This is a genomic window from Nocardioides baculatus (assembly GCF_016735675.1).
In the GTDB taxonomy this organism is placed as follows: domain Bacteria; phylum Actinomycetota; class Actinomycetes; order Propionibacteriales; family Nocardioidaceae; genus Nocardioides; species Nocardioides baculatus.
Genome location: NZ_JAERSG010000006.1, coordinates 144,564 through 157,005, shown reverse-complemented (window position 1 = coordinate 157,005; position 12,442 = coordinate 144,564). Strand labels below are relative to the sequence as shown.

13 protein-coding genes are annotated in these 12,442 nt (G+C 73.0%); 6 read left to right on the top strand and 7 right to left on the bottom strand.

Annotated elements, in window-relative coordinates:
* Position 1: 1 nt before the first annotated feature.
* Complete coding sequence (locus JI751_RS18510; RefSeq protein WP_201939974.1) at positions 2-469, bottom strand: SRPBCC family protein; 468 nt, start codon at positions 467-469, stop codon at positions 2-4.
* Positions 470-530: 61 nt separating this feature from the next.
* Between JI751_RS18510 and JI751_RS18505 the strand changes: the two genes are divergently transcribed.
* Positions 531-1,628: a DNA glycosylase AlkZ-like family protein gene (locus tag JI751_RS18505; RefSeq protein WP_201939972.1), complete on the top strand. Its 1,098-nt coding sequence runs from the start codon at positions 531-533 to the stop codon at positions 1,626-1,628.
* Here JI751_RS18505 and JI751_RS18500 read toward each other — a convergent pair.
* Genes JI751_RS18500 through lepA form a run of 3 tightly spaced genes read right to left on the bottom strand, consistent with a single transcriptional unit; the run spans position 1,609 to position 4,867 of the window.
* On the bottom strand, positions 1,609-2,463 hold the full coding sequence (locus JI751_RS18500; protein ID WP_201939969.1) for an alpha/beta hydrolase fold domain-containing protein: 855 nt from the start codon (positions 2,461-2,463) through the stop codon (positions 1,609-1,611). The genes JI751_RS18505 and JI751_RS18500 overlap by 20 nt on opposite strands.
* Before the next feature lie 35 nt (positions 2,464-2,498).
* The gene (locus JI751_RS18495; RefSeq protein ID WP_201939968.1) at positions 2,499-2,996 is read right to left on the bottom strand and encodes a HutD/Ves family protein; all 498 of its coding nucleotides are present in this window, start codon (positions 2,994-2,996) and stop codon (positions 2,499-2,501) included.
* Positions 2,993-4,867, bottom strand: a complete 1,875-nt coding sequence (lepA, locus tag JI751_RS18490; protein ID WP_201939965.1) for a translation elongation factor 4 — start codon at positions 4,865-4,867, stop codon at positions 2,993-2,995. The genes JI751_RS18495 and lepA overlap by 4 nt, the downstream gene beginning before the upstream one ends.
* A 107-nt stretch (positions 4,868-4,974) precedes the next feature.
* On the opposite strand from lepA, the gene JI751_RS18485 reads away from it, so the two are divergent.
* Positions 4,975-5,889 (top strand): DMT family transporter, encoded by a 915-nt coding sequence (locus tag JI751_RS18485; protein ID WP_201939963.1) that lies wholly within the window; start codon positions 4,975-4,977, stop codon positions 5,887-5,889.
* Here JI751_RS18485 and JI751_RS18480 read toward each other — a convergent pair.
* A complete protein-coding gene (locus JI751_RS18480; RefSeq protein ID WP_201939961.1) occupies positions 5,865-6,395 on the bottom strand; it encodes a GNAT family N-acetyltransferase in 531 nt (176 codons plus the stop codon). The genes JI751_RS18485 and JI751_RS18480 overlap by 25 nt on opposite strands.
* Before the next feature lie 142 nt (positions 6,396-6,537).
* Here JI751_RS18480 and JI751_RS18475 point away from each other — a divergent pair, with 142 nt between their 5' ends.
* The 3 genes from JI751_RS18475 (at position 6,538) to rpsT (ending at position 8,859) form a co-directional block, all read left to right on the top strand.
* Positions 6,538-7,500: a phosphotransferase family protein gene (locus tag JI751_RS18475; RefSeq protein ID WP_201939959.1), complete on the top strand. Its 963-nt coding sequence runs from the start codon at positions 6,538-6,540 to the stop codon at positions 7,498-7,500.
* On the top strand, positions 7,497-8,441 hold the full coding sequence (locus JI751_RS18470; protein WP_201939955.1) for an aminoglycoside phosphotransferase family protein: 945 nt from the start codon (positions 7,497-7,499) through the stop codon (positions 8,439-8,441). The genes JI751_RS18475 and JI751_RS18470 overlap by 4 nt, the downstream gene beginning before the upstream one ends.
* 157 nt (positions 8,442-8,598) lie before the next feature.
* Positions 8,599-8,859 carry a 30S ribosomal protein S20 gene (gene rpsT / locus JI751_RS18465; protein ID WP_129476814.1) on the top strand — a complete coding sequence of 87 codons (261 nt, stop codon included), beginning with the start codon at positions 8,599-8,601 and terminating at the stop codon, positions 8,857-8,859.
* A 61-nt stretch (positions 8,860-8,920) separates the two neighbouring features.
* On the opposite strand, the gene holA is transcribed toward rpsT, so the two are convergent.
* Complete coding sequence (gene holA, locus JI751_RS18460) at positions 8,921-9,907, bottom strand: DNA polymerase III subunit delta (RefSeq protein WP_201939954.1); 987 nt, start codon at positions 9,905-9,907, stop codon at positions 8,921-8,923.
* A gap of 62 nt (positions 9,908-9,969) precedes the next feature.
* Between holA and JI751_RS18455 the strand changes: the two genes are divergently transcribed.
* Positions 9,970-10,173: a hypothetical protein gene (locus JI751_RS18455; protein ID WP_201939953.1), complete on the top strand. Its 204-nt coding sequence runs from the start codon at positions 9,970-9,972 to the stop codon at positions 10,171-10,173.
* A 3-nt stretch (positions 10,174-10,176) separates the two neighbouring features.
* Here JI751_RS18455 and JI751_RS18450 read toward each other — a convergent pair whose 3' ends face one another.
* Positions 10,177-12,441 (bottom strand): ComEC/Rec2 family competence protein, encoded by a 2,265-nt coding sequence (locus tag JI751_RS18450; protein WP_307814369.1) that lies wholly within the window; start codon positions 12,439-12,441, stop codon positions 10,177-10,179.
* Position 12,442 lies beyond the last annotated feature (1 nt).

Here is a 12,442-nt window from a genome sequence, read left to right as displayed (position 1 = left end):
GTCACCGCGCCAGCAGTGCCTGCTCGACCTCTTCCAGCGCCTGGCGTGCGTAGCCCTGCCACATCCGCCCGAACGCGGGCATGACCAGCGCGCCCACGCGCGTCGGCGTGACGATCCACTGCCACGACACCTCGACGCCGTTGCCCGCCGGGGCGAAGGACCACGTGCCCTGCGCGCTGCCCACGAGCGGCTTCAGCGGCCCGGAGCCCGGTGCGATGTCGTAGCCGAAGCCGACACCCGGCGTGAGGCTGGTGAGCGTCTCGCGCATCGTGCCGCCGTCGGCCAGGACGATCGTGCGGGTCTGGCCCACCGTCCCCCACGCGCCGTCCTGGTCGCGGACCTCCTTGATCGGCGGGAGGGCGAGGTAGCGGCGGCTGAAGATCCGGGGCAGCGGCATCGGGAGCACGGCGGCGTACGCCACGTCGACGGCGACCGGGATGCTGCGGCTCGCGCGCAGGGTGAGGGGCATGCCTCCAGTCAACCCCGGTCAGGGGTGTCCCGGCCATCCCGGTGGCACTAGCGTGCAGAGGGTGGCGCTCTCGTGGGACGACCTGGCCGGTCTGGCGCTGGCGAGGCAGTTCCCGTCCGCGGCCCTCGACGTGCCGTCCGCCGTCGCCGCGATCGGTGCGATGCAGACCCAGACCGCGCGCTCGGCGTTCCTCGGCCTCGCCTCCCGATTCCCCGGCACCACCCGCGACGAGGTCACTGCCGCCTACGAGACCGGAGCCATCGTGCGCGGCAGCACGATCCGCGGGACCGTGCACACGACCACGCCCCGCTCGTTCGCCGACCTCGGCTCCGCCACGGCCGTCGGCCAACGGACGCTCTGGGACCGGATGCTGCGCCTCGAGAGGTCGAGCGTCGACGACCTGTGGTCGGCGACCGAGGCGTACGCCTCGACGTGGCGCACGACCGACGAGCTCCAGGACCACCTCCAGCGGTGGCTCGTGGAGCACGAGGGCGCGGACGAGGTCACCGGACGGCTGGGGCAGGCCGGTCGCTACCTCGCCTTCGGCCACGGCGGCCTGGTGCGGCGTCCGGTCAACGGGGACTGGGCGGGACAGGGCGCGCCGGAGTACGCCCACCTGCCCGGGGTGGGCACGATCGAGGCCGCGATCGAGCTGCACCTGCGCTGCCACGGACCGGCGTCCCGTCACGACCTGGCGTGGTGGTCGGGGATGGGCTTGCGCGTCGTCGACGAGGTGCTCGCGGCGATCGACACCCGGGTCGGGCTCATGACAGCCGACGGACCGGACGACCGGACCTACGTCGACCTGCCGGACGCGGCCGCCCCTCGTGCCATCGACGGTGTGCGGCTACTGCCCGAGTTCGACGCGCTGATGTGCGCCTACGACCCGGCGGGGCGGCTGCGCTTCGCCGAGGCGGCCCACCTCGTGCGGCTCTGGAGCGGGGCCAACGGCCTCGTGCTGCCGCCCCTGCTGGTGGACGGCCGGATCACCGGCTACTGGCGGGCCGCCGGCAGCTCACGCCGGCGGCCGCTCGAGGTCACCTGGTTCGCCCGCACCCGACGGCCCCGCAAGGACGAGCTCGACGAGCCGGTCGCCGCGCTCGAGGCCGGGCTGGGGATCACCGTCTCGTCGGTGACGATCACGCGCGAGCTGGTGTAGCTGCCCGGATCTCGTCGGCGACCATCGCCATCGTCGTCCGCGCGCGCACCGGGTCCTCGGTGAGGAAGTAGTGATCGACGCCCGGCGTGACGTCGTGGACCACACGCACGCCGGCGGCACGCAAGCGGTCGGCGTACGCATCTCCTTCCCCCCGGAGCACGTCGCGCTCCGCCGTGAGGACGACCGCCGGCGGCAGTCCGGCGAGGTCCGGCGCGAGCAGCGGCGAGGCGTAGGGCTCGAGGCGGGTCGCCGGATCGGGGAGGTAGACGCGCCGCACGAGGCGGCGCAGCGCCGGCGAGATCATGCCGGGGTCACCGTCACGCGGCTCTGCCGACAGGTCGAGGGCCGGGATGCCGAGCACCTGGAGCGTCGGCGTGAACGACCCGGAGTCGCGCGCCTGCAGCGCCACGGAGGCGGCCAGCCCGCCGCCGGAGCTGAACCCACCGACCGAGACCGGAGTCCCGTCGGCGGCGAGCGCAGCGGCGACGTCGTGCGCCTGGTGCTGGGCGACCGGGTAGGTCACCCGAGGCGCGACCTCGAAGTCGACGTTGGCCACGACCACCCCGGCGGTCGCCGCGACGTAGCGGCACCACCAGTCGTCCATCGCGGGGTACCTCATCAGGAACGCGCCGCCGTGGAGATGGACGTGGACGGGGAGCGGGCCCGGCGCGGGGCGGTAGAGGTGGACTGCCACCCTGCCGTGCCGCGTCGGCATCCGGACCCGCTCCGGCCTCGGCAGGTCGCCACCCGCGAACCTGAGGTCGTCGCCGTACGACACCGTGAAGCGCGCCGTGGCGCGCATCAGCTCCACCCGCAGGCGGTCGTCGAGTCGCATACCGGTGCTTCGCCGCGAGGGCGCAGCCGGATGGGTCAGGCGCGCTCGAGCGTGATGACCGTGACCGTGCCGCGACCGGCGACCTCGCCGGGGCCGAGGACCAGCGAGCCCGACTGCTCGCCCTTCAGGACGTAGGCCGCCTGGTCGGCGGCGAGCGGGAGGGCCGAGCCGCGGCCGAGCTCGAGGACCGTGACGAACGGCTGCACGACGGCCGGGTCGACGATCACGTTGATGGCCGTCACCGGCCCCTCGGGGACCGATGCGACGACGGGCGCATCACCGGAGAAGGCGAAGGGTCGCTGCGGCTCGACGACGTGGGGCCGGCCGTCGACGTCGAGGTCGAGGACCGGTCCGTCGACCACGGTGAGCAGCCGGTGCTGGCCGGCGAAGGTCGAGAACGGCCCGTCGCGGTCGATCTCGGCCAGGCTGATCCGCCAGGACCCGTCGTCGGCGCGCGCCAGCTCCCGCGTCGTACCGCCGCCGTTGGCCCAGGGCTCGGCCCTGACCGCGTCGCTGCGGACGACGCGGCTCACTTCTTGCCGGACTTCTCCGTCGGCTGCGTGGTCGCGAGCGCGGCGACGAACGCCTCCGGCGGGACCTCGACCGAGCCGATGTTCTTCATCCGCTTCTTGCCGGCCTTCTGCTTCTCGAGCAGCTTGCGCTTGCGGCTGATGTCACCGCCGTAGCACTTGGCGAGGACGTCCTTGCGGATCGCGCGGATCGTCTCGCGGGCGATCACCCGCGCGCCGATGGCCGCCTGGATCGGCACCTCGAACTGCTGGCGCGGGATGAGGTCCTTGAGCTTGCCGGCCATCATCACGCCGTAGGAGTAGGCCGCGTCCTTGTGCACGATCGCGCTGAACGCGTCGACCGGCTCGCCCTGGAGCAGGATGTCGACCTTGACGAGGTCGGCCGCCTGCTCGCCCGAGCGCTCGTAGTCGAGCGAGGCGTAGCCCTTGGTGCGCGACTTGAGCTGGTCGAAGAAGTCGAAGACGATCTCGCCCATCGGCAGCGTGTAGCGCATCTCGACGCGGTCCTCGGAGAGGTAGTCCATCCCCTGCAGGTTGCCGCGCTTGAGCTGGCAGAGCTCCATGATCGTGCCGATGTAGTCGGCCGGCGCGAGGATCGTCGCCTTCACGACGGGCTCCCGCACCTCGGCGACCTTGCCGTCGGGGTACTCGCTCGGGTTGGTCACCACGTGCTCGGTGCCGTCGTCCATGACGACGCCGTAGACCACGTTGGGCGCGGTCGAGATCAGGTCGAGGTCGAACTCGCGCTCGAGGCGGTCGCGGGTGATCTCCATGTGGAGCAGGCCGAGGAAGCCGCAGCGGAAGCCGAAGCCCAGCGCGCCGGAGGTCTCGGGCTCGTAGGTCAGCGCGGCGTCGTTGAGCTGGAGCTTCTCCAGCGCGTCACGCAGCGTCGGGTAGTCGTCGCCGTCGATCGGGTAGAGGCCCGCGTAGACCATCGGGTTGGGGTGCTTGTAGCCGCCGAGCGACTCGGTCGCGCCGTGGTGCTGGGAGGTGACGGTGTCACCGACGCGCGACTGGCGGACGTCCTTCACGCCCGTGATCAGGTAGCCCACCTCGCCCACGCCGAGGTCCGCGGCCTTGACCGGCTCGGGGCTGATGACGCCGACCTCGAGCATCTCGTGCACGGCGTTGGTCGACATCATCTTGATCCGGTCGCGGTGGCTGAGCTTGCCGTCGACGACGCGGACGTAGGTCACCACGCCGCGGTAGGTGTCGTAGACCGAGTCGAAGATCAGCGCGCGGGCCGGGGCGTCGGCGTCGCCCACGGGCGCCGGGGTCTGCTTGACGATCTCGTTGAGCAGGGTCTCCACGCCGACGCCGGTCTTGGCGCTGGTGAGCAGCACCTCCTCGGGCTCGCAGCCGACCAGGCCGGCGAGCTCGGCGGCGTACTTCTCCACGTTGGCGCTCGGCAGGTCGATCTTGTTGAGCACCGGGATGATGTGGAGGTCGGCGCCCATCGCGAGGTAGAGGTTCGCGAGCGTCTGCGCCTCGATCCCCTGCGCGGCGTCGACCAGCAGCACGGCGGCCTCGCACGCCTCGAGGCTGCGCGACACCTCGTAGGTGAAGTCGACGTGGCCGGGGGTGTCGATCATGTTGAGGACGTACTGCCCGGGCTCGGCGCCCTCGGCGTTGTCGGCCGGCACCGTCCACGGCATCCGCACGGCCTGGCTCTTGATCGTGATCCCGCGCTCGCGCTCGATGTCCATCCGGTCGAGGTACTGCGCGCGCGACGACCGCTCGTCCACGACGCCGGTGAGCTGGAGCATGCGGTCGGCGAGGGTCGACTTGCCGTGGTCGATGTGCGCGATGATGCAGAAGTTGCGGATGATCGACGGGTCGGTCGAGCCAGGCTTCGGCGCGTTCTTGAGGCTCACGGACTGCTTTCAGCTGTACGGCGGCGGGGTGGGGTCATTCTTCCACGCGGGCTGGGCCTCACCGAACCGGCGACGGCGCAGGCGGAGCCTGACGCTAGCGTGCAGCGGTGGCCCCTCGGACCGGAACGACCCTTCCCCTGGTCCCGGCGGCAGCCTTCGTCCTCGTGTGGTCCTCGGGCTACATCTCGGGACCGGCCGCCGTCCGTGCGGCCGCCCCGTTCTCGGTGCTGGGCTGGCGCTTCGTGATCGCGGCGGTGCTCGCCGCCGGACTGGCCCTCGCGCTGCGCCGGCCGACGCGGATGGACCGCGCGACGCTCGGCCGGGTCGCGGCCGTCGGCCTGGTCATGAACGCGCTGCAGTTCGGCTTGATGTACGTCGCGTTCGACCTCGGCCTCGGCGCGACCCTCGCCTCGCTGTTCCACGCGCTCAGCCCGGTGCTCACCGCGCTGCTCGCGGCCGCGCTGCTCGGCGAGCGGGTGTCGCTGCTGCAGGTCGGCGGCTTCGTGGTCGGCGTCGCCGGCGTGCTGATCGTCCTCGGCTCCGACCTCGGCCACGCGGGCGGCCCGTGGGCGGTGCTCATCGGCGTGCTGAGCATGCTCACCCTCAGCCTCGGCACGCTCGGCCAGCGCTGGATCGGTGCAACGCCCGACCTGCTGTGGTCGGCGGCCGTCCAGTTCGCGGTCTCCGCTCCCCCGCTGCTGGTCCTCGGATGGACGACGGAGGGGGCGTGGCCGGTGACCGACACCGGCCGGGCGGTCGTCTCGGTGCTCTTCCTGGCGATCCTCAACTCGATCGTCGGGCTCGTCCTGCTGGCGCTCCTGGTCCTGCGCGGCGGCTCGGGAGCCGCGGCGAGCCTGTTCTTCCTGAGCCCGCCCGTCACGGCCGTGCTCGCCTGGCTCGTGCTCGACGAGACGCTCAGCGTGACCCAGCTGGTCGGTCTCGTGGTCGCGGTGGTCGGCGTCGGTGCGGCGACCCGCACCCGTCGTACGCCCGTGCCTCAGGAACCGGTCGGGACCCAGTAGCGGCGCTTGATCCCGCGGACGTCCTCGAGCGACCCACCGCAGGCCTCGATCACCCGGATCGAGCCGGCGTTGTCGTCGTCACAGGTGACGAGGGCGGGGTCGATCCCGAGGTCGTGCGCCCACGGCAGCGCGGCCCGCAGCATCGCCGTGGCGTGGCCCTCGCGCCGCCGCGTGGGGCGTACGTCGTACCCGATGTGGCCACCGACGTCGAGGAGGAAGTCGTTGAGGGTGTGGCGGATCGCGATCCGGCCGAGGTAGTCGTCGCCGTCGACCCACCACAGCGTCGTGCACGGCACGTGCCAGTCGGGGCGCGGGTTGTCGGGCTGCGCGTCGGCCTTCACGGCCTCGACGAAGGTCCCGAACGCGGCCGGGTCCTCCCACCCGGGGGCGTTGGTCACGATCCACGCGGCGGTCTGGCTGTTGTCCGCACCCTCGGCGACGAACTCGTCCATCGCCTCCAGGAAGGACTCGTGGACGGACGTGGTCGGCAGGACGAGCTCGGGCATGGGCGAATCCTGCCAACCGTCGGAGGCCGTCCTCAATCGAGATACCCGAGGACGCCATGCACGTGATCCGGCAGGGATCCCGTTCACCACGTCCTCAGATATCGGCTCGTGACCAGCACGAGGCGTGGTGGAGGATGCCGCCATGTCACCGAGCTCGCGCCTCGCGCCCTACCCCGCCCCGCACGGGAAGACCGCGCGACGGCTCGAGTGGACCTTCCTCCCGCCGCACCTGCGGGCATGGATCGAGCGCCGGTGCGGCTCCCCCGTGGTGTCCGCGATCTCGCAGAACAGCGGATTCACGCCCGGCTTCGCGTCCGTGCTGGTGTGCGAGGACGGCTCGCGCCACTTCGTGAAGGCTGCCTCCGTGAAGGCGCAGCGGTTGTTCGCCGACTCCTACCGCGAGGAGGCCCGCAAGCTCGCCGCCCTCCCGCCGTCCGTGCCCGCGCCGCGCCTGAAGTGGCACCTCGACGACGACTGGGTGGTCCTCGGGATCGAGTACGTCGCCGCCCACACGCCGCAGCGGCCGTGGCGGGCCGACGAGCTGGACGGCCTCCTCGACGCACTGGAGCAGGTGGCCGACGCCGTCACTCCCCCGCCCGCTGGACTGGCGCTGGACACGGCCGAGGCCGACTTCGCGCCGCTGCTCGACGGGTGGCCGACGATCCGCGAACGGCGTACGGACCTCGACGCCGGCCACCTCGCCGAGGCCGAGGCCCTGGCCGGCCGCTTCGCCGACGTCGTCGGCGGCGACACGCTCGTCCACACCGACATCCGCTCCGACAACGTGCTCATCGACTCCGACGGCCGTGCCCTGATCTGCGACTGGAACTGGCCGGTGCGCGGCGCGGCGTGGTTCGACTCCTTCGCGGCCCTGCTGGCCCCGCGCGCCGAGGGCATCGACGTCGACGCGGTGATCGCGTCCCGACGACTGCTCAAGGACGTCGACCCCGAGGCGTTCGACGTCAACCTCGCGCTCTACGTCGGCTACTTCCTCACCCAGTGCGAGCTGCCCGCACCGGCGACCTCGCCGCACATCCGCGACCACCAGCGCTGGCAGGGCGAGGTGTGCTGGGACTGGCTGGCCGAGCGACGGGGCTGGTCGTGACCGCTCCCCGAGCCGTCGGCGTCCGGATCGGGTACGACGCCGTCCCGGCGGCCGTGCGCGACTGGGTCGACGAGACGCTGGGCTCGCCCGTCGTCGCGACCGCCGAGCAGGTGGGCGGAATGTCACCGGGCTGCGCCACGCGGCTGACCTGCGCCGACGGCACCCGCGCCTTCGTCAAGGCCGTCGGCGCCGAGCTCAACGCGGAGACCATGCGCCTCTTCCGGCGCGAGGTCGCGGTCCTCGACCACCTCGGCGAGCACGAGCTGTGGGCCAGCCTGCTGGCGTCGTACGACGACGGGGCGTGGGTGGCGCTCCTGATCGAGGACGTGGAGGGGCGCCACCCCGACTTCACCGACGAGGCGGAGCTCGAGTCGGTGCTCACGGGGGTCGACGGTCTCTCGACGGTGCTGCGCGAGCGTGGCGTGCCGGCCTCGGTCGACCTGATCGACGTGTCGGACGTCTTCGGCAAGTGGGCCACCTCGCTCGACGCGCTCGTCGACGCCGCGCCCGGGACGCCCGTCCCCGACTGGCTGCGCGGCGATCCCCACGGCTGGGCCGACGTGCTGCGCGAGCATGCCGTACGACCGATGCCGGACCCGGTCCACTGGGACATCCGCATCGACAACCTGCTGCGACGCCCGGGCGGGGAGATCGTCTTCCTCGACTGGGGCACCGCGGCGCGCGGGCCCGCCTGGGTCGACGCGCTGCTCGCGCGCCTCGAGCGGGTCGACGAGCCGTGGTTCGACATCGCTGTCAGGTCCTGCCCGGCGTTGGCGGAGGCAGGCGACGAGGTGGTCACCGCCTTCCTCGCCGGCTTCGGGGCCCACATGGCGGTGCGCTCCGTCATCGCCGTCGACGTCAACCTGCCCACGCTCAACGATTTCCGGATCAGCGAGTCGCGGCGCATCCTTGCAGGAGTGACCCGTCGCGCCGATCGATGAGCAGGTGTGCGATTTGGGCGGTCACGCCGCCTGCCGGTAGTGTTTCTCCCTGCGTGTCCGGCACCCGACCCTCTTCCATCACGTTGGGGGGTTGCCAGGCAGCCGACAGCACCAGACTTCCTTTTCCAGACCAGTTCGAGCATCCGAGGATCCACACGTGGCGAACATCAAGTCCCAGATCAAGCGCAACAAGCAGAACGAGAAGGCGCGTCAGCGCAACGCGTCGGTCAAGTCGCGCCTGAAGACGGCCGTCCGCAAGTTCCGCGAGGCCGCTGAGGCCGGCGACAAGGACACCGCCGTGACCGCTGGTCGCGACGCGATGAAGGCGCTCGACAAGGCCGCCTCGAAGGGCGTCATCCACGCCAACCAGGCCGCCAACCGCAAGTCGTCGATCGCCAAGAAGGCCGCGTCGCTCTGACCCGGATCCTTCCCGCTGACACCCGCCCATCGTGGCGGGTGTCTCGCATTTCAGGGGTCGCTCAGCGGCTCTCGCGCAGTCCGGCCACGGTGAGCACGAGCCGCTCGAGCGTGTAGGACGCGTCGTGCGCCTGGCCCTTGATGTCGGCGTCCGCGTGGGCGACGGCCCGCACGGCCGCGGCGATGCCGTCGGGGCTCCACGAGCGTGACTGGTCGCGCACGGTGCGCACCTTCCAGGGAGGTACGCCGAGGTCGCGGGCGAGGTCGGAGTCGCGCGCACCACGCGGCGACCCGAGGTAGCGGGCCAGGCTGCGGGCCGAGGCCGCCATCGCCGAGGTCACCAGCACCGGGGACGTACCGGCGTCGAGTGCCCAGCGGAGCTCCTCCAGGGCGACGGCGCGCTTGCCGGCGAAGGCGGCGTCGGCGACGGTGAACGACTTGGCCTCGGCGCGGCCTCCGAAGTAGCGCTGGACTTTGTCGACGGTGAGCTGCTCGCCGTGGAAGTCGTTGGTGAGCTGGTCGGCGGCCGCCGCGAGCGAGCGGAGGTCGTTGCCGACCGCCTGCACGAGGAAGACCGCGGCATCGGAGTCGATCCGGGCGCCGTGCGAAGCGACCTCGGAGCTGACGAACCCGGCCATCTCGCTGGCCCGCACCTCCTCGGACTTCACCTCGGTGACGGCGGGGAGCTTGCGCAGCTTGGTCAGCACCCCGCTCCCCTTCTGTCCCCCGCCGTGCACCAGGACGAGGGCGACGTCGTCGGCCGGGGCGCCGCAGTAGGCAAGGAGCCCGTCGACCGACTCGTCGGGCAGGTCCTCCAGCCCGCGCACGACCACGCACCGGATCGAGGAGAACAGCGACGGCGCGGACATCTCGCCGAGCGAGGCGAGGGTGAGGTCTCCCGCCGCCGACTCGGCCATCTCGGCCTCCGCGTCGTGCGCTCGTACGGCGTCGCGCACCGACGAGACCGTGCGCGCGGACAGGAACTCCTCCTTGCCCGTCACGAGGACGACGTGGCCGAGGACCTGAGCGGCGGAGGGGGTGCGTGCCATGGTGCGGCAACACTATCCGTGAAGGACGACAGCGGACGGTCCGCGTTGGCTACGGTCTACCCGTGAGGTATGTCCAGGTCGCACTGCTGTGGGGGGTCGCGGCGGCGACCACCCTGCTCTCGCTGTTCGCCGCCTGGCTGGGCCGGGCCGACTGGGGCGACGGAGGCGCGTCGCAGATGCCGGTGGCGGAGGCAGTCGCGTTGGTGGTGCTGGCCGCGGTCGCGCCCGTCGCCGCGTGGTGGCTCGCCCGGAAGGTCCTGTGCTGAGCATCAGTCGCGGGTGACGACACCCAGCCCGCCCTCTCGCGCCACCACGACCACGTCGCCCGAGGTGTCGGTGCGCCACGTACGCAGGCCGGCCGCGTCGAGGGCGGCGAGCAGGTCGGGCGCCGGGTGGCCGTAGTCGTTGTCGGCGCCCACCGACACCAGCGCGACCCGCGCGCCGAGGGACGTCAACCAGTCGAGGTCCTGGTGGCGGCTGCCGTGGTGGGGCACCTTGAGCACGTCGACCCGGAGGCCCGGGAGGTCGCGCGCGAGCGCGGCCTGCGCGGACGGTTCGACGTCGCCGGTCAGGAGGATCCGTACGCCGTCCACCTCGGCGACGAGGACCACGCTCGCGTCGTTGGGCGCGCTCTCCCCCGGGTCGGCGCGCACACCGGGGCGCGGCCAGACGACCTGGAGCGTCACGTCACCCACGGTCCGCGTGCTGCCGTACGACGCCGGGCCGGGGTCGCGGCCGAGCGCGGCCCCGACGTCCCGCACGCCGTCGGCCGGCTCCAGGAGCCCGGTGGCCTCGACCTCTCCCACCTCGCGTCCCGCGAGCACGCCGGCCACACCGTCGACGTGGTCGGCGTGGAAGTGGGTGAGCACCAGCAGCGGCACCTCAGCGATCTCGAGCCGGTCGAGACAGGCGTCCATCGCGGCCGGGTCGGGCCCGGCATCGACGATCACCGCCGCGTGCGGGCCGGCGCGCAGCACCAGCCCGTCCCCCTGTCCGACGTCGCACGCCACGAGCACCCACCCCTCGGGCGGCCAGCCGGGCGACGGTGGCCGCACGAGCATCACCACGACCAGCAACCCCGTGCAGGCGAGCGCCGAGCCGGGATGGCGCAGCACCCGTGGTGCCAGCGGCACGGAGGCGAGGCACCCCAGGGTCAGCAGGACCAGCGCGAGCGGCCCGGTCCCCCACGCCACGGCAGCGCCCGGCACGTCGGCGCCCCACCGGGCGACCGCGATGATCCACTGTGCCGACCACGCCGCGGGCGCGGCGACCACGACTCCGATCGGCGTCCAGGCGAGGCCGAGCAGCCCGCCGCCGAGGCCCAGCACTGTTGCGGGCGCGACCGCCGGCGCGGTCAGCAGGTTGGCGGCGACAGCCACCAGGCTCACCTGTCCCGAGAGGGCGGCGACGACCGGGGTGCACGCCACCTGCGCCGCCAGCGGGATCGACACCGCCTCGGCCACCCATCGCGGCGTCCACCGCATCAGGGCGTCGCGCCAGACGGGCGCGAGGAGCAGGATGCCGGCCGTTGCCAGCACGGACAGCGCGAACCCCGCCGTCACCGCAAGTCGCGGCCACACGAGCAGGAGGGCGAGCACGGCCACGCCGAGCCCGCGGGTGCCGCGCGAGCGACCGTTGCTGCCCATCCCGAGCAGCGCGACGGTGCCCATCGCCGCGGCTCGGACGACGCTGGGCTCGGCGCGCGCGGTGACGACGAACCCCACGATCCCCGCCGCGGCCAGCACCCGCAGCCAGCGACCCCGGACGCCGGCCCACCGGCCGAGGACCAGCACGGCGCCGACCACGAGGGTCAGGTTGGTTCCGCTCACGGCGAGGAGGTGGGTGAGCCCGGTGGTCCGGAAGTCGTCCGAGAGGGCGGGATCCAGTCCGCCGTCGTCACCCACCACGAGCGCCGGCACGAGCTCGCGCGCATCGGCGTCGCGGCCGGCGACGACGGCTCGCACCGAACGGCGTACGGCAGCGGCGGCGTCCCACCACACGCCCGGCTCCGCGACCACCCGCGGCTCGCCGGTCGGTCGGACCAGGGCGGCGACCTCGTCGTCGCCGGGCACCAGCCGGGCCGTCGTCTCGACCGTCGTGCCGAGCGGGACGCGTGGCCAGTCGGCGTCCGCCATCAGCACGACGGGGGCGTCGAGCGACCACGCGCTCCCCCGTCCCTCCAGCCGCGACACGTCGGCCTGCGCCACCTGGAGGTCGCCGTACTGCCCCGCGACGGTGCGTACGTCGCTGGTGACCTCGAGCCGCAGGTCGACGACCGCGCCGTCCTCCGCCAGCGCGGCGAGCGGAGAGGTCGCGACCAGCGTCTGCTGGAGGGCGGCCACGCCCGCCACCGCGACGAGGGCGGCGAGCGGACCCAGCCATCCCGGGGCCACATGCCGGCGCACGACCAGGGCAGTGCCGGCGGCGGCGACCAGCAGCACGAGCCCCAGCGCAGCCCGGCCCGGCAGCAGGAGCACGACGAGCGCGCCGACCCACGCGCCGGCACCGAGGGCGAGCGCGCGCAGGTCCGGCACG

What these genes read in the sequence shown, in the direction of transcription:
- JI751_RS18510 (WP_201939974.1), bottom strand. Translation starts at nt 469, where the DNA reads ATGCCCCTCACCCTGCGCGCGAGCCGCAGCATCCCGGTCGCCGTCGAC.
- JI751_RS18500 (WP_201939969.1), bottom strand. Translation starts at nt 2,463, where the DNA reads ATGCGACTCGACGACCGCCTGCGGGTGGAGCTGATGCGCGCCACGGCG.
- JI751_RS18480 (WP_201939961.1), bottom strand. Translation starts at nt 6,395, where the DNA reads ATGCCCGAGCTCGTCCTGCCGACCACGTCCGTCCACGAGTCCTTCCTG.
- JI751_RS18475 (WP_201939959.1), top strand. Translation starts at nt 6,538, where the DNA reads ATGTCACCGAGCTCGCGCCTCGCGCCCTACCCCGCCCCGCACGGGAAG.
- holA (WP_201939954.1), bottom strand. Translation starts at nt 9,907, where the DNA reads ATGGCACGCACCCCCTCCGCCGCTCAGGTCCTCGGCCACGTCGTCCTC.